This is a genomic window from Larkinella terrae (genome assembly GCF_009668025.1).
GTDB lineage: Bacteria > Bacteroidota > Bacteroidia > Cytophagales > Spirosomataceae > Larkinella > Larkinella terrae.
The window spans coordinates 256694-272460 of the sequence record NZ_WJXZ01000012.1 but is presented as its reverse complement, the minus strand read 5'-3'; the positions used below and the strand labels follow the sequence as shown (position 1 = coordinate 272460).

Annotated in this window: 14 protein-coding genes; 9 read left to right on the top strand and 5 right to left on the bottom strand. The window is 52.9% G+C overall.

Annotated elements, in window-relative coordinates:
• Positions 1 to 78: 78 nt before the first annotated feature.
• The gene (locus GJJ30_RS19580) at positions 79 to 2487 is read right to left on the bottom strand and encodes an alpha-ketoacid dehydrogenase subunit alpha/beta (RefSeq protein WP_310588336.1); all 2409 of its coding nucleotides are present in this window, start codon (positions 2485 to 2487) and stop codon (positions 79 to 81) included.
• A gap of 285 nt (positions 2488 to 2772) precedes the next feature.
• Between GJJ30_RS19580 and GJJ30_RS19575 the strand changes: the two genes are divergently transcribed.
• Positions 2773 to 3219 carry a DUF1573 domain-containing protein gene (locus GJJ30_RS19575; protein WP_154176867.1) on the top strand — a complete coding sequence of 149 codons (447 nt, stop codon included), beginning with the start codon at positions 2773 to 2775 and terminating at the stop codon, positions 3217 to 3219.
• 89 nt (positions 3220 to 3308) lie between these two features.
• On the opposite strand, the gene GJJ30_RS19570 is transcribed toward GJJ30_RS19575, so the two are convergent.
• Positions 3309 to 6140 carry a putative LPS assembly protein LptD gene (locus GJJ30_RS19570; RefSeq protein WP_310588335.1) on the bottom strand — a complete coding sequence of 944 codons (2832 nt, stop codon included), beginning with the start codon at positions 6138 to 6140 and terminating at the stop codon, positions 3309 to 3311.
• 346 nt (positions 6141 to 6486) lie between these two features.
• Between GJJ30_RS19570 and GJJ30_RS19565 the strand changes: the two genes are divergently transcribed.
• From GJJ30_RS19565 to GJJ30_RS19540, 6 genes are all read left to right on the top strand, one after another.
• The gene (locus GJJ30_RS19565) at positions 6487 to 7257 is read left to right on the top strand and encodes an N-acetylmuramoyl-L-alanine amidase family protein (protein ID WP_154177052.1); all 771 of its coding nucleotides are present in this window, start codon (positions 6487 to 6489) and stop codon (positions 7255 to 7257) included.
• A gap of 89 nt (positions 7258 to 7346) precedes the next feature.
• Positions 7347 to 8333, top strand: a complete 987-nt coding sequence (locus tag GJJ30_RS19560; protein ID WP_154176866.1) for an MlaD family protein — start codon at positions 7347 to 7349, stop codon at positions 8331 to 8333.
• Between the two features lie 97 nt (positions 8334 to 8430).
• A complete protein-coding gene (locus GJJ30_RS19555) occupies positions 8431 to 10059 on the top strand; it encodes an acyl-CoA carboxylase subunit beta (RefSeq protein ID WP_154176865.1) in 1629 nt (542 codons plus the stop codon).
• Between the two features lie 98 nt (positions 10060 to 10157).
• Positions 10158 to 10595 (top strand): SRPBCC domain-containing protein, encoded by a 438-nt coding sequence (locus GJJ30_RS19550; RefSeq protein WP_154176864.1) that lies wholly within the window; start codon positions 10158 to 10160, stop codon positions 10593 to 10595.
• 16 nt (positions 10596 to 10611) lie between these two features.
• A complete protein-coding gene (locus GJJ30_RS19545; protein WP_154176863.1) occupies positions 10612 to 11361 on the top strand; it encodes a class I SAM-dependent methyltransferase in 750 nt (249 codons plus the stop codon).
• Positions 11362 to 11378: 17 nt separating this feature from the next.
• Entirely contained in the window at positions 11379 to 11915 is a 537-nt protein-coding gene (locus GJJ30_RS19540; protein WP_154176862.1) for a GNAT family N-acetyltransferase, read from the top strand.
• 36 nt (positions 11916 to 11951) lie between these two features.
• Here the strand turns inward: GJJ30_RS19540 and GJJ30_RS19535 are convergent, their stop codons facing one another.
• Positions 11952 to 13115 (bottom strand): sensor histidine kinase, encoded by a 1164-nt coding sequence (locus GJJ30_RS19535; RefSeq protein ID WP_154176861.1) that lies wholly within the window; start codon positions 13113 to 13115, stop codon positions 11952 to 11954.
• Between the two features lie 124 nt (positions 13116 to 13239).
• The gene (locus GJJ30_RS19530) at positions 13240 to 13440 is read right to left on the bottom strand and encodes a hypothetical protein (RefSeq protein ID WP_154176860.1); all 201 of its coding nucleotides are present in this window, start codon (positions 13438 to 13440) and stop codon (positions 13240 to 13242) included.
• A 46-nt stretch (positions 13441 to 13486) separates the two neighbouring features.
• Between GJJ30_RS19530 and GJJ30_RS19525 the strand changes: the two genes are divergently transcribed.
• Positions 13487 to 13867: a hypothetical protein gene (locus GJJ30_RS19525; protein ID WP_154176859.1), complete on the top strand. Its 381-nt coding sequence runs from the start codon at positions 13487 to 13489 to the stop codon at positions 13865 to 13867.
• Positions 13864 to 14724 (top strand): DUF2306 domain-containing protein, encoded by an 861-nt coding sequence (locus GJJ30_RS19520; protein ID WP_154176858.1) that lies wholly within the window; start codon positions 13864 to 13866, stop codon positions 14722 to 14724. Before GJJ30_RS19525 ends, GJJ30_RS19520 begins: the two co-directional genes overlap by 4 nt.
• 7 nt (positions 14725 to 14731) lie before the next feature.
• Here the strand turns inward: GJJ30_RS19520 and GJJ30_RS19515 are convergent, their stop codons facing one another.
• On the bottom strand, positions 14732 to 15754 hold the full coding sequence (locus GJJ30_RS19515; RefSeq protein ID WP_154176857.1) for an alkaline phosphatase D family protein: 1023 nt from the start codon (positions 15752 to 15754) through the stop codon (positions 14732 to 14734).
• Between the last annotated feature and the right edge of the window lie 13 nt (positions 15755 to 15767).

Below are 15767 nucleotides of genomic sequence, written 5' to 3'. Positions count from 1 at the left end.
AGTTAGACAAGAGACACGAGATTGAATAGAAGTCTCCTATCTCTTGTCTAAACGGTCCGCCGTCGCGGCTTTTTCCTCTCAATATAATTTCGGAAAACGCATCGGATCGGCTTCGTTCATTAATTCGTATACGATATCGAAAACATCTTCCGTGCTGGGCTTGGAGAAATAGTCACCGTCGGAACCGTAGGCCGGGCGGTGCGCTTTGGCCGACAGCGTGCGCGGTGCGGAATCGAGGTAGCGGTAAGCGTTTTGTTTTTCAACCACTTCCTGCATCATATAGGCCGAACCGCCACCCGGAAGATCTTCGTCGGCAAACAGAACCCGGCTGGTTTTTTTGATGGATTCAACAATGGAATGTGAAAGGTCGAACGGCAATAGCGTCTGTACATCAATAACTTCCGCGTGAATATCAAACTGGCGAAGCTGTTCGGCGGCTTCCAGCACGATCCGGCACATCGAGCCGTAGGTCACAATGGTGATGTCGGTTCCTTCGCGCAGGAGTTCCGGCACGCCCAGCGGCACACAAAATTCGTCCAGATTTTCCGGTAACCGCTCTTTGAGCCGATACCCATTCAGGCATTCGACTACCAGCGCCGGGTCGTCGCCCTTGATGAGCGTATTGTAAAAACCGGCGGCCTGGGTCATGTTGCGCGGAACCAGAACGTGCAATCCGCGCAGGCTGTTGACCATCGCGCTCATGGGCGAACCGGAGTGCCAGATGCCTTCCAGCCGGTGCCCGCGCGTTCGAATGATGACCGGCGCCTTCTGCCCGCCTTTGGTGCGGTAATGCAGTGTCGCCAGGTCATCCGTCAGGGTCGCCAGCGTGTAAAAAACATAATCGAAATACTGGATCTCGACGATCGGTTTCAGCCCGCGCATGGCCATGCCAATGCCCTGCCCGATGATGGTGGTTTCGCGAATACCGGTGTCGGTGATGCGCAGCTCGCCGTATTTTTCCTGCAAACCGGCAAAGCCCTGATTCACATCCCCAATGAGTCCGACATCTTCGCCCAGCGCCACCACGCGCGGATCGCGGTTAAAAAGACTGTCGAAATACCGCTGCATGAGCTGGTACCCGTCGATCAGCGGACTGTCGTCGGAATAGCGGGCGGCAACGGGCGTCACTTTCAGGGGAGAATCCGGCGATTGACTGTATAAATGAGAACTATACCGTTCTTCGTTTTCGATGGTTGTGCGGTTCAGCCACGCCAGCAGGCCCTGTTTGGCTTCCGTATTTTCGGTCCGTAAAAACCGCAATGCCCGTTTGACGGCCGCGACGGCGTCCCGGCGGATGGGTACGTGAGTCGTTCGCAATTGCGCCCGAAGCTGGGCAATCGGTTCGCCGTTTTTAGCGGTTTCGGCGGCCAGTTGCAACAGGTGCATGGCCTCATCGAAATCGTCTTTTAACGAAGCCAGATAGGCATTCCAGGCTTCCTGACGAGCGGCTTTGGTGACGCGGGCGGCTTCCCGTTCAATGGTATCCAGTTCATCTTCGCTGGCAAAACCGTTCTCCAGAATCCAGTGGCGGAAGTGCCGGTTACAATCGTATTGACGCTCCCATTCCAGCCGTTCGGGGGTTTTGTAGCGCTCGTGCGAACCGGAGGTTGAATGTCCCTGTGGTTGCGTAACTTCCTGTACGTGAACCAGTACCGGTACGTGCTCTTCGCGGCAGATGCGGGCGGCTTTCTGGTAGGTTTCAACCAGCGCCGGGTAATCCCAGCCCTTTACCGTCAGGATTTCAATGCCTTTTTCGGTATCCGTTCGTTGAAAACCGGCGAGAGCTTTCGAGATGCTGGCTTTCGTGGTCTGGTATTCCACCGGAACGGAAATTCCGTAGCCGTCATCCCAGACCGACATCAGCAGCGGAACCTGCAAAACTCCGGCGGCATTCATGGTCTCGAAGAACATTCCCTGTGTCGTTGACGCATCGCCGATAGTTCCGAAAATAATTTCGTTACCATTTCGGGAGAATGTCGTCAAAAGATTTAGATGGGGATTTTCACGATACAGCCGCGATGCGTAGGCCAGCCCAATTGATCTTGGAATCTGGCCTGCCGTCGGGGCAATATCACCAACGGAGTTATAAAGTTCGGTTTGATTGCGCCACAAACCGTTGTCGTCGAGCCAGCGGGTGGCATAGTGACCGTTCATTTGACGACCCGCGGAATTGGGATCGGCTTCAACATCCGTGTGGGCGTAAAGCTGGGCAAAGAATTCGGTCCAGCGAAGTTCACCGAGGGCTACTACAAACGTCTGATCGCGGTAATAGCCCGACCGAAAATCGCCGGCCTGGAAGGCATGAGCGGCTGCAAGCTGGGCAATTTCCTTGCCGTCGCCGAAGATGCCGAACTTGGCTCGTCCCCCCATCACCTCACGCCGACCCAGCAGGCTGGCGTGGCGGCTTTCACAAGCCAGTCGATAATCTTGCAGGATTTTTTCCTGCGTTAGCGTATCGGTTATATTCAATTGTTCGTTTGCAATCACAGAACGGCCACAGTTTTAGAGGTTCTAGTCTGCTCGATTAATTGCCCGTCAATGGTTTATCAGTGGTTTTCAAGGGGATACCTCAGCTGAACGATCATTGAACAAACAAAGTAACTCCGGCGATCGGAGTAAAAATAATATAAAGTTTGGCAGCTTTCAAAAAAACGATTTTTTGACTTTCTTTGTTAAGCGAACACATGCCAATATTTCACTGGCAAACCTTTTGTAGTACATAGGATTGTAACGTAGTCTACCTGTTTATTGTAACTAAATTTTAAAAAAGAAATGAAAAAGGCTTTTTCACTTGTCGTGGTTTTTTTGGCAATTACGACCATTGCTTTCGCTCAGAAAGGCGTTATTAAATTCACCAAAGAGTCGCATGACTTCGGTAAAGTTCCGCAGGGAACGCCGGTTACGTACACGTTTGAGTTTACGAACACCGGTACTGACCCTGTCGTTATCTCGAACGCTCAACCCTCTTGTGGTTGCACAACGCCAGACTGGACCAAGAGCGCCGTTTTGCCGGGCCAGAAAGGTTTTGTGAAAGCTACTTATAACGCGGCTGCCATGGGTTCATTCAACAAGAACGTAACCGTTGTGAGCAACGCCGAACGCGCATCCATCCCCCTGAACCTGACGGGCGAAGTGATCGCAAAAGATGCACAATCGACCGCAGCTGCTTCACCGGCAACACCGGCGGCTGACAAGAACAAGAAAAAAGGCACGAAATAAGAAGCCAAAAGTTATTTCAATCCCAATAAAAAAAGGCATCCAGAGCTCTGGATGCCTTTTTTTATTGGACGGGCCAACGCTGCCGGTTCTTAATAACCACCGTATCCCACCGAATTTCCGCGACGGCGGCTGAGTTTCAAATCCTGCAGAATGGTTGATTTCACGCGCAGATCGAATGAATAGAAATTGGAGCGATACCGGTTTCCCGAAAAAGGCGTGTAGCTGAAATTCATGTCCCAGCAGTGCAGATCGCGGTGCAGCGTAATCGTGGTGAGCGAAGGCGCTTTGGCCGAAAAGTCAAAACCGGTTTGCAGCGAAACCTTCCATTTAGGTGTCAGACTCAAATCGCCCGTCAGCTGCAGCGTCTGAATAATCTGGCTTTCGATGGGCGTCAGCTTCGTCAGACTGAAGGTGTAGCTGAGGTTCACGCTCCAGGGAATGTTAAAATCGACGTAGTCTTCCGGGTTTCGGTTGATGTGCCGCAATTCGGCCGCTTCCACGGGCGTGGTCCCTTCTTTGGGCGCCGCTTTCGGCTTTTTAGCATCCTTGGGCGCAAACTGGGTGCTCAGGTAAAAGTTCATATTCTGCAAATGAGCCAGGCCTTGACCTAACTTAAACGCCAGTGTATCAACCTTATTGATGTGGTAAGAATTGACATAAGGCCCCCGCTGGAAGAACTCGGACTGATCCGGGACGTAATAAACTCCGGTTGGAGTCTTCACATTCTTGGAATACGCGTAAGGATCGAACGTCGACGAAAAGTTAAAGCTGACTTTCTTCAGAATCTGGGTGTTGGCGCTCAAATTCAGCGTCGAAAATTTGAACTGGGGCGCGTACGGGTTGTACGATCCCGACAGACTGATGTTGTCGAACAGCGAAATCTTCTCGAACTCACTCTTGGCCGAATCACTCCGCGAACGGACCTTCATTTCAATCTGATTGACGATGCTGTAGCTGATCGAAGCCGACCGGCCCGTAAAGCTGGTGGCTCCGGCGGTTCCGCCCAGACCCCGGTATCTGGAAACCCGCAGGACCTTCGTGGTGTCGTACGGGTCGCGGTACTGGTTTAAGGTAGTTGTAAAGTTACTGGACAAATCCGGGGTGTAACTAACTGAAATAGAAGGTGCAATGGTGTGCCGGATGGCTTCCAGCCTTCCCGCTTTTATGAAAAACGTACCGTATGCCCGCGTGTTCATCGATGCGCTGAAGGAAAGAAAGTACGTTGCCGAAATACCGGGGATTGTATCGACCTTCACGGCTTTTCGATCCTGTAAATAGGTGTATTGCAGACTTTTCGTATAAACATCGCCACTCAGCGAAATCCCCGGCGTAAAGTTGAGGTATTTGGCGAGCTTAAAGTTGGGCAGCGAAATCGGCAGGGAATACCGGCTGCTAATCTGGGCATTGTTTAGAATAGTAGGCAGGTTGGCCACCGTAAATGGAAAGAGGTTGGAGTTGATATAGACCTCCTGATTGGCAATGGTAGCCAGACTATCCCGGATCCGTTGGGCGGTATCCCCCCGAATAGCGATATTGGTTACCACCGGAAAGCCCAGATTTGTAATATCGACCGTCCGTTTGGTATTGTTCAGGGTTGCCTGCGCGTTGAAATCGAGCCCTAAACGGAAACTTTCGTACCATCTGCCGGTGCCGCCTTTCAGCGCGAAAGGGGCAATCTGGGCCACGCCCAGGTTAAAACCGGACGAAATATTGGTTTGGCCACTCTCCCGAATTCCGGTGGTCGGATTCAGTTTCCCGAAGTTCTGGCTGACATTCAGGTTGGCCGAGGTCTGAACATACTGCCCGAATTTGCGACTGTAGTTCACGCCGGAGTTGGCCGCGTTGGAAACGTAGCGACTCGATGTCAGGGCCGTATTTAACTGGTTATAACTGTTACTGCTGACGTTCACGTTAGCCGAAAACTGCGAATTTCCGCGCGGCCGGGGCGAGTGCGACCAGATGATGCTGAAATCATTACGCGGTTGGGCTTTCCGATCGAAGAGCGTCGTAGGCTGGTTTTTGGCGTAGGAAAGGGCAAAGTTACCCCCGTAGCGGTACCGTTTCAGATATTCCGACGACAGGCCCAGCCCCCAGCTTCCGTTGGAGTAAATCTGGCCCCGCAAACTCATGCTGATGTACTGGTTGATGGCGAAATAATAACCGCCGTCGCGGAGGTAAAAACCGCGCCCGTTGGGTTCCTCGCCGTATTGCGGGAAGATCAGCCCCGATGTGCCGATTTCGCTTTTCTTGGGAATCGGGAAAAACCCGAACGGCAACGCCAAAGGCGTTGGTATGTCATTGATAACCAGATTGAAAGGTCCCGAAATGAGCTGTTTATTATGAACTACCTTGATCTTGCTCGCATTGATGTGAAAGTGCGGAGTGGTCAGGTTACAGGTCGTGTAAATGGCGTTTCGGATGTACAGATTGTCTTCAGCGTCTTTCTTGACGGTTTTTCCGCGTACATTGCCTTCGCCCTGCGCCGTAATGACGCCCTTGATGAAGCCTTTTTTGGTTTTAAAATTAAACCGGATTTCCTGCGTGTCGTACCGCCCGCTGGCGTCCTGAAAAACCGGTAAGCCGACCATTTTCCGGGCCGTTGAATCGTAACGGCCGCGCGCAAACACTTCGTTGGTCGTCCAGTTTAGTTTAATGTAGGCCGCCGTCAGGTGAATATCGCCGTAGTCGACTTTTGCATCGCCGAAAAGTTCAACAATCTGGCCCGTCGCATCGAAGAGCGTGGAATCTTTGGCGGAATAGTTGACGGTTGTTTGTAAATTACTGCCGGTATCGACCGAATCCCGGCGGTTTACCTGGAGCGAGTCCCGGCGCGTGGTGTCTACCCGTACCGAATTGCCGGTAACGGTCGCGGAAGTCGGCGTTGCGGAGCGCGGTGTAAAAGCCGGGACCGTACGACGCACCGGTTTTTGCTGTGCGTGTAGGAGCAGCGGAAAGACAACGATCAGGTAACAAACCAGATTCCGTATAATAAAGTATATGTTTTTCAGTTTTATCAAAAAAATTATATTTGCTTGAAATACAGCGCTGGCTTACGCTGTCAACCCCTCGGTCAACGGGCCGGATGGTTCCGGTTCTGCTCCGGTTTACAAAGTTAGTCGCTAACTTCATTCCAATACTGCCTTGAAACGGTTAAACCTGTTAAAAATTATTAAAGTAAAGCGAGCCGTTGCCAAAACGCCCGTCCGATCGCTGTTGAGTGCTTTCACTTTCCTGATTCCCGTTCTAGGTCTTTTGGCGCTGCCCGCGATGACGCCGGTTATACCGCAGGATAATCCAAAACAGGAACAACAACCGGCGGAAGTCCGGCCCGGTCGGCTGCGAACCGTCGTTCTCGATCCCGGTCACGGCGGCAAAGACCCCGGCACGATGACCAAACGAAACCGGGAATCGCGGATTGTGTTGAAAATTGCGCTGGAACTGGGCCGACTAATCAAAGCTGAATTGCCGGGCGTGAAGGTGATTTTTACGCGGTCAACGGATGTTTTTATCGAGCTGAACGAACGTTCGGCCATCGCCAACCGCAACAAAGCCGACCTGTTTATTTCGATTCACGTCAACGCCAGCCCCTCGTCCAGCCGCGTGAGCGGAACGGAAACCTATACCATGGGATTACACAAAACCAATGGCAATCTGGACGTTGCGAAACGCGAAAATGCGGTTATTCTAAAGGAAAGTAACTATAAGGAAAATTACCAGGGTTTCGATCCGGATTCTCCGCTGGCCCACATCATGCTGGCCAATTACCAGCACGCGTTCATGAACAGCAGTGTTGACTTTGCGCAAAAAGTGGAATGGAGTTTCAAGAAAAACGCCGACCGGCCCAGCCGGGGCGTCAAACAGGCCGGTTTTATTGTACTTTGGCGGACAACCATGCCCAGCGTTCTGATTGAAACCGGTTACATCACCAATCCGGATGAAGAACGTTATCTAGCTTCCGAAGAGGGGCAGGACGAAATGGCACAGGCCATTTTTCGGGCTTTTAAAGCCTATAAAGACGAAGTAGATGCAGCAGAGTAAGTAAGTTGTTGCTAACTTCGCAACGGTTTTTATTGTTGAATGGATAAATGGCTAAAAACCATATGGCCATTCATCCATTCACACTCCGCATGAAAATTTCAAAAGAAGCAAAGGTCGGCATTCTGGCAGTAGTTGCACTGGCGATGCTCTATTTCGGATTTAATTACCTCAAAGGTTCCGATATTTTTTCCCGATCCAATAAATACGTCGTCGTTTATGATAACGTTGACGGACTGACGGCCTCAAATCCGGTGCAACTCAACGGCTTAAGCGTGGGGCGCGTCGACCGGATCGACATTTTACAACAACAAGGCAATCAACTGCTGGTGACGCTCGACGTCGATAAACGAATCGAGGTGGGGCAGGGCTCCAAAGCGATTCTGGCCGATGCCGGGGTGCTGGGCGGTAAAGTCATTATTCTGCAAATCAATCAGTCGGGCAAACCGCTCGGGGTGGGCGACACGCTGCTCAGCGGCAAAGAGGGTGGTATTACGGCCCTGCTCAAAGACAAGGCCCTGCCGGTTTTGAACAACGTCGATTCATTGACCACTAATCTGAACCGGATTGTCAAACAGTTTGACCGGACAGGCCTGATTCTGAACAAAACGCTGGAAGGTGCGCAGGCAACAACCGGGGCCCTGAATCAGACAATTGGCGAAAACCGCGAAGGCATCAAGCGACTGATGACGAACCTGGGCAATCTGTCGGCCTCGCTGGCTGAAACCGAGAAGGAGATCAAACCGCTGCTGACCAAAGCCGGGACCTTTGCCGATTCGCTCAACGCGCTGAAACTGAGTCAGACGCTAGCGACGGTCAACCGATCCATTAGTACGCTGCAACAAATGCTGGCCGATGTCAACAGCGGCAAAGGCACGCTGGGCAAGCTGAAAGGCGACGAAGCCCTGTACAAAAATGTGAACAGCGCCACGGCCAGCCTGGACAAACTGCTGACCGATTTCCGCGAACACCCGAAACGCTACGTTCATTTTTCGCTGTTCGGCAAAAAAGAAAAACCGGCCGCAAACTCCCCGCAAAGTGCAACAATTGTGGTTCCCCTTTCGGATTCGGCTAAATAAATTTACGGTATTCGGTTTACGGTTTTCAGTTTACGGTGCGCTTCTCAGCCGGGACTGAAAACCGTAAACCGAATACTCTCCGTAAACAGACAAACCCATGACACCACTTCTCGATGAATTAAGCCGTAGAACGGAACGAACGCAGCTGGGCGGTGGATCGAAGAAAATTGAAGACCAGCACCGCAAAGGCAAACTCACCGCGCGCGAACGCATTCATTACCTGATCGATGACAACTCGTCATTTATCGAAATCGGTTTGTTTGTGGGCGAAGGCATGTACGCCGAACACGGCGGCTGCCCGTCGGGGGGCGTCGTGGTTGGAATGGGTTACGTGTCGGGTCGGCAGTGCATTATTGTGGCCAACGACGCGACGGTGAAAGCCGGGGCCTGGTTTCCGATTACGGCCAAAAAGAACCTTCGGGCGCAGGAAATCGCGATGGAAAACCGCCTGCCGATTATTTACCTGGTCGACAGCGCGGGCGTGTACTTACCACTTCAGGACGAAGTTTTTGCCGACAAAGAGCATTTCGGGCGGATTTTCCGCAATAACGCGCAAATGTCGGCGATGGGAATTGTTCAAATTGCGGCCATTATGGGCAGTTGCGTCGCGGGGGGGGCCTACCTGCCGATCATGTCGGACGAGGCCCTGATTGTGGAAGGCACCGGCTCAATTTTTCTGGCGGGTCCGTACTTGGTGAAGGCGTCGATTGGCGAAGATGTCGATGCTGAAACACTCGGTGGCGCCAGCACCCACAGCGAAATTTCGGGCGTGACCGACAACAAATACCCCGACGAAAAAAGCTGTCTGGACGCCATTCGCAGCATGTTTGATAAATTGGGCGAGCCGGAAAAAGCCGGTTTTAACCGCAGTACCGCACCGGTTTTGCCCGCCAAAAATCCGCAGGAAATTTACGATCTGCTGCCGGTCGATCGCGTCAAACCGTACGACATGCGCGAAATCATTGCCCGACTGGTCGACAACTCCGAGTTTGACGAATACAAGGAACTCTACGGCCAGACGATTCTGTGCGGTTACGCGCGTATCGATGGCTGGGCCGTCGGGATTGTGGCCAATCAGCGGAAAGTGGTGAAGGCCAAAGGCCGGACGGGTGCGGGCGGCACCGCCGGGCCGGGCGAAATGCAGATGGGCGGGGTGATTTATTCCGACTCGGCCGACAAAGCCGCGCGGTTTATCATGAATTGCAACCAGAAGAAAATACCGCTGGTGTTTTTGCAGGACGTCACGGGTTTTATGGTCGGAAGTCGGTCGGAGCAGGGCGGGATTATCAAAGACGGCGCGAAAATGGTGAACGCGATGGCGAACTCGGTGGTGCCGAAATTTACGGTGGTGGTGGGCAATTCCTACGGCGCGGGCAACTACGCCATGTGCGGCAAAGCTTATGATCCAAGACTGATCGTGGCCTGGCCCACGGCCCAGATGGCGGTGATGAGCGGGGCGTCGGCGGCCAAAACGCTGCTGCAGATTCAGGTGGCGTCGTTAAAAGCCAAAGGCGAAACCATTACGCCGGAGAAGGAACAGGAATTGCTCCAGAAAATTACGAATCAGTACAACGAACAGCTTTCGCCCTATTTTGCCGCTTCCCGGCTCTGGGTCGACGCGGTGATAGATCCGCTCGAAACCCGCACCTGGATCTCGATGGGCATCGAAGCCGCTAACCACGCGCCGATCACGAAGGCGTTTAATGTGGGCGTTATTCAGACCTGATTTCTTCCGGTTTCAGCATTCGTCGAACAATCCGGCGAGCTGACGATTATACGTTTACGCCAAAGACAACGACGTCGGCAGCGGTAACAGGCACGATCATGGAAGAATTTGTCGTCCGGAGGCAAATCCGCATCAAAGCGGAACCCGCAGCGGTTTGGGATGCGTTGACCAACCCGGAAAAAACCAAAAAATACTTTTTTAACTGTGCAGTTTACTCGGACTGGGAAGTGGGCAGCACAATCACGTTTACGGGCAAACTTTTCCTGGTCAAATCGATCGAAATGAAGGGCCAGATCGTGGAAATCGAGCCGAATAAGTTGTTAAAATACACCCTGACCAACGGTGATGCGGCAGATGAGGATACGGATTTTTCGACCGTGACCGACAAGCTGACGTACGAAAACGGCGAAACCGTTCTCTCCATTTCCGACGACGTCGGTTCGGGCGAGGGGGCTGAGGAGCGGTTTGAACGATCGGAGAAAGGCTGGGACAAAATTCTCGAAGGATTGAAGGAATTGGTCGAAAACGGCGGCTAAAACCGTCTGAAATAAAATGGATTGGAACGCGGATTTATATACCGAAAAACACGCTTTCGTCTTCCAGTACGGCGCGGGTTTGATTGACTTGCTGGCACCCCAACCGGGCGAACACATTCTGGATCTGGGCTGCGGTTCCGGCGAACTGACGCAGCAGATTGCCGACCGGGGCGCTGTGGTGCTGGGGCTCGACGCGTCGGAGCCGATGATTGCCAAAGCCCGCCAGCAATTTCCGGCGCTTGACTTTCGGCTGGGCGATGCCACGGATTTTGAGTTGTCCGAACGTTTCGATGCCGTTTTCTCGAATGCGGTTTTACATTGGATTACCGATTTTGAAGCCGCTATCCGCCAGATCAGGAAGCACTTAAAGCCTGGCGGGCGGTTTGTGGCCGAGTTTGGCGGCAAAGGCAACGTGAAGCAAATCACGGACGAAGTGGCCCGCCAGCTTCAGAAACGCGGGTATCCGCTACCGGTTTCCTGGTGGTATTTTCCGTCCGTTGGTGAATACACCTCGGTGCTGGAAAAACACGGTTTTCGGGTAACGCTCGCCCAGCACTACGACCGGGATACGGTTTTGAACGATCCCGAAAGAGGTATCATAGACTGGATTGAACAGTTTGGTAGCAATTTTTTCCCGGGCGTTGATCCGGCTGACCAGGCGTCGATTCTGGAAGATACCCAAACCGCCTTGCAACCGACCCTATTTCGGAATGGCCGCTGGTATGCCGACTACAAACGGCTGCGGGTGGTTGCTACAGCTGAGTAAAATAACCCGATTTGACTATGAGTTCAGCGTTCCTCTATTCACCCCGCCTTCTTTTTATCGCTAGTTCTCCTTCATTATTAAGGGTGGAATTGTCTGACCGCCAACAACTTGGTCAAATCCTGAATGTCGATATTCCGGCGGATTGGCCACCGGGTGAATACGATCAGGACGCAATGCGGTTTTTTCTGGACCAACAGGAAACCGGTGGCCCCGACGCGATAGGTTGGTATGGCTGGTATGTGGTGGCTTTGCCTACTGCTGACACGCCCGCTACGCTGGTGGCTGGGGGCGGTTATTTTGGTCCGCCCGATGCGGAAGGTTCACTGGAAATCGGGTATTCTGTTTCGGAGCACTGGCGAAGCCGGGGGTTTGCTACCGAAATTGTGGACACGCTGGTTAATCATGCCTGGAAACAGCCCGGAGTGACGCGAATAATAGCCCATACATTGCCTGACAATCAGGCTTCTATTGGTGTTCTGACTAAAAACGGATTTTACCCAATCGAAAGTGATGACCCGGAAAAATTGTGTTTTGAACTTTTGCCTCAGGTATAGAAAGTAAATCAAATCCGATCATTACGTCCTAATTTTTCAATTGAGTGAATGCAGCGAATCGGTCTGGGCGTATTGATAAAGGGTTTTGATCACCTTCGGAATCGTAAAATAAACCGTAGTTCCGCTGCCTACAGTGCTTTCGAGCCAGATTTGACCGCCATAAATATCAACCACTTTCTTGCAGGTTGCCAGACCGATGCCGTTGCCGGAATACTTGTTGCGTCCGTGAAGCCGCTGAAAAATCTGGAAAATCCGGTCGAAATACTGGTTGTCGATCCCAATGCCGTTGTCGCTGATTGAAAACCGGTATTGATGCGGCTCTTCCGTGACCTGAATCCGGATGAAGGGCGCAACGTTGGGCTGGCGGTATTTAAGCGCATTGGAAATCAGATTCTGAAAGAGCTGTTTCAGGTCGGTTCGGTGGCCGGTAATGGTTGGCAACGGCTCACTGTCCAGCGTCGCTCCGGTGCTCTTCATTTCGGATTGCTGTTCTTCCAGAATTTCGTCGATCAATTGCGACAGGTTCACCTGCGTAAAGGTTATTTCATTGCCAATGCGCGAAAAATCGAGCACATCGTTGATCAGGGTGCGCATGCGTTCGGCGGCACCCGTCGAAACGCTAATGAGTCGCCGGGCGTCGGCATCCAGTTGATCGCCGTGTTTGGTTTCGAGCAGCGACAGGTAACCGGCAATGGTTTTCAGGGGCGATTGCAGGTCGTGCGATGCGATGTAGGCAAACTGCTGCAGCTCCTGGTTCGAGCGGGTCAGTTCCTGCATGGCCAGTTGCCGGTAGGCCAATTCGTGGTCAAATTCTTTCGACGTTCGCAGCCCAACGGCCTCGTTAAAATACTTGATCAGGGCCACCACCGTAGCCACCGACACCACCGCCGTCAGGAAGCGGATCAGGGCATTGATGCGGTAGGCCGGAATCCAGAACATGGCGGCATCGAGGAGGTGCGTGAGGCCGCAGAACAGGATAAAAGCCCCGAAAAGCCAGAAAACGCCCGCCAAAGGCACTCCTTTTTTGATAAAAATAAACCGGATCAGGATGAGCGGAATGACCATATAGGCGAGCCAGATGGTGAGATCGGAAAGGAGGTAGAGCCAGCCGTGAAAATCGGTCCAGCGGCCACAATTCCAGCGGGGAGGCCAGTCGCTGGTGTCGGCCATCCGCCGGAAAAAATCGAATACGTCGTTCATGTCACAAGTGGGTTAAGGCAATTAGAATATAAATGGACAGACGAAAACCGGTCGTCGCCCTGAAAAACAGAAGCGAGAGCAGGCCGGATTTTTCTGCTAAATGGACTCGGCGGGTGAAAAACCGCTAACGGTTTGGTGTGTAGTCTTTTTCCGCCAGTTTCCGAACCTGTTCGGGCTGTTGGGTTCCGATGAGTAAAAACCAGAACAATATCAGCACGCCCGTCATGATCCCGACGCCAACGGCTTGCCAGCGATACAGCGTCAGGCAGCCGACCAGCAGCGCCCAGATCAAGGGTTGGCGAAATTTCTGAGTTTCAGTGTACATGCTTGCCCAATCTAAGAAAATTCTATATTTGTTAAAAATCAATTCGATGGCTCTTTCCCGGGAAAAAATCAAACAACTGGCCCACGCCTTTGCGGGTGTTATTGTTCTTCTCAAAGCCTATGATAAAGCCGAACACGGACACCTGACAACCGGTATTCTGCTGGGAATAATCGGGATCATCATGGTTTTGATGAGCATCTACCACCACCGGCTGGCGCAGTATGTCAAAAGCTTCGACGCACTGGTTTTTCTGGCCGAAGCCGTCGTGCTGGGAATTGTCAGCGGATTGTATTTTCACGACGGCAAAACCGGTTTGCCTTACGTCTATGCCCTGGCCAGTGTGGCCTACCTGATTGCGGCATTCCTGCATTTCCGCCGAAGCAAGGGGCACGATCACCTGCAGATTGATAACAGTCCGAATCCATGACGAACGGTTTACCCGATACGATTTCCGGGTCGGTGTCGCATCAGCCACTGATGCCATTCAGTAAAAAGGCTTTGCGGTGGACCTCCGTGCTGCTCGTGGCAACGGTCTGGACGAGTGCGGCCCTGTTCGGTTTATACATTCTGGCGTTTTATGCGGCCGCGCTCTATGAAGGCAACATGCAGCGCTGGAACAACGTATTGCCCCGTTTATACGAACCGCAAACCACGGCGGCAACTACCGGTATCGGCCTGCACTTTGCGATGGGCGGCATTATTCTGGTGCTGGGCAGTATTCAGTTGATCGATGCGGTTCGGGTTCGGTTTCCGGCGCTGCACCGCTGGCTTGGGCGTTTGTATGTGCTGTCCTGTCTGCTGGCGGCCGTCGGCGGATTGGTATTCATTGCCCTCAAAGGAACCATCGGCGGAACGGTGATGAACATCGGTTTTGGGCTCTACGGCGTCCTGATGTTTGTTTCGGCCATTCAGACGTACCGGTACGCCGTCCGGCGGGATACCGACCGGCACCGAATCTGGGCGTTACGCCTGTATGCGCTGGCGATCGGGTCGTGGTTATACCGTATGGACTACGGTTTCTGGTTTCTGCTGGCCGACGGCGCGGGCCACTCGCGTTCGTTCAGTGGCCCGTTCGATCACGTCATGGCGTTTTTCTTCTACCTCCCTAATCTGCTGGTTGCCGACGCTTTTAGCCGCGCGCGTTCCTACAAAGCCTCGCCCGCCCTCCGGCTCGGGGCGTCTGCCGTGCTGCTGCTGGCGACCGGTTTTCTGCTGCTTGGGACCTATTATTTTACCTTATACTACTGGGGACCAGCCATTCTGGGCTGGCTGACAGGCGGCTGATACGCCATCAAAATCCAATTTCCTGCGTCAGGTACGTAGCTCCGTTGTCGCCGTTGATCTGCACCGTGGCCGTCAGCGGTTTTTTGTCCCAGTTGATGGTGATCAGGCTGTAATTCAGGTCGAAAACCACCTTGCCAACCCGAAGCGCGTTGGGTTCTTCGCGGGGGCTGGACGTATGCGTCAGGCCGCTGCTGGTGATGTCGTACAAATCGTAGCCCAGGCCCGGAAGGTTGATTTTGGAGACTTCCGCAATGTGCCGGTCGCCACTGATCAGCATCGCGCCCTTTGGCTTGGTTTTGCTCAGCAAATCGAAAAACCGCTGGCGCGCAGTCGGGAAATTGCCCCATTTCTCGTAAACGTGTTCATTCGCCAGAAACTGAATGCCGCAACCGATGATGTGCACATCGGCATCGGAATTGGTGAGTTGATTTTCAAGCCATTGCCATTGCGGTTCGCCCAGAATATCGCCCGAAGGATCGGGCGTATTGGTTTTGTTGACTTTCTTCAGTGGGTCCCGAAAATACCGCCCATCGAGCAGAATGACCTTCACGCGCTGCCCTTTCGGCCCGTAAACATGTGACGAATAAGCACCTTCCTGTTGCCGCAACGGGCTGTTGTTCGGCACATCCAGGAAATCGAGCATCAACTGCTGGCTTTCCTTCCGGCGCGGGTATTCTTTTCCGCCGTCGTTGACGCCGTAATCGTGGTCATCCCAAACGCCGATGATCTGGGTCGATTGCCGTAATTGGGCGTAAACCGGATTGGCTTTCTGCTTGTCGTATTTGGCTTTGAGCGTGTCCATCACCTCCGAATCGCCGTAGATGTTATCGCCGAGCCAGATCCAGACCTGCGGTTTTTGGGCCACGATATCGTCCCAGAGCGGTTGGGGCCGTTTCTGGTCGCTGCACGAACCGAAGGCAAGGGTGGTGACCGGTTTTTGGCTGGACGAAGCGGTTTTGTCGGTTTTCGGCGTACGGCATCCCGCCAGAATCGCGCAACTGATCAGACTGAGTATAAAGATTTTTTTCATGAATTGAACGCAT

What these genes read in the sequence shown, in the direction of transcription:
- GJJ30_RS19540 (WP_154176862.1), top strand. Translation starts at nt 11,379, where the DNA reads ATGAGTTCAGCGTTCCTCTATTCACCCCGCCTTCTTTTTATCGCTAGT.
- GJJ30_RS19535 (WP_154176861.1), bottom strand. Translation starts at nt 13,115, where the DNA reads ATGAACGACGTATTCGATTTTTTCCGGCGGATGGCCGACACCAGCGAC.
- GJJ30_RS19515 (WP_154176857.1), bottom strand. Translation starts at nt 15,754, where the DNA reads ATGAAAAAAATCTTTATACTCAGTCTGATCAGTTGCGCGATTCTGGCG.
- GJJ30_RS19575 (WP_154176867.1), top strand. Translation starts at nt 2,773, where the DNA reads ATGAAAAAGGCTTTTTCACTTGTCGTGGTTTTTTTGGCAATTACGACC.
- GJJ30_RS19560 (WP_154176866.1), top strand. Translation starts at nt 7,347, where the DNA reads ATGAAAATTTCAAAAGAAGCAAAGGTCGGCATTCTGGCAGTAGTTGCA.
- GJJ30_RS19565 (WP_154177052.1), top strand. Translation starts at nt 6,487, where the DNA reads ATGACGCCGGTTATACCGCAGGATAATCCAAAACAGGAACAACAACCG.
- GJJ30_RS19525 (WP_154176859.1), top strand. Translation starts at nt 13,487, where the DNA reads ATGGCTCTTTCCCGGGAAAAAATCAAACAACTGGCCCACGCCTTTGCG.
- GJJ30_RS19550 (WP_154176864.1), top strand. Translation starts at nt 10,158, where the DNA reads ATGGAAGAATTTGTCGTCCGGAGGCAAATCCGCATCAAAGCGGAACCC.
- GJJ30_RS19520 (WP_154176858.1), top strand. Translation starts at nt 13,864, where the DNA reads ATGACGAACGGTTTACCCGATACGATTTCCGGGTCGGTGTCGCATCAG.
- GJJ30_RS19545 (WP_154176863.1), top strand. Translation starts at nt 10,612, where the DNA reads ATGGATTGGAACGCGGATTTATATACCGAAAAACACGCTTTCGTCTTC.
- GJJ30_RS19530 (WP_154176860.1), bottom strand. Translation starts at nt 13,440, where the DNA reads ATGTACACTGAAACTCAGAAATTTCGCCAACCCTTGATCTGGGCGCTG.
- GJJ30_RS19555 (WP_154176865.1), top strand. Translation starts at nt 8,431, where the DNA reads ATGACACCACTTCTCGATGAATTAAGCCGTAGAACGGAACGAACGCAG.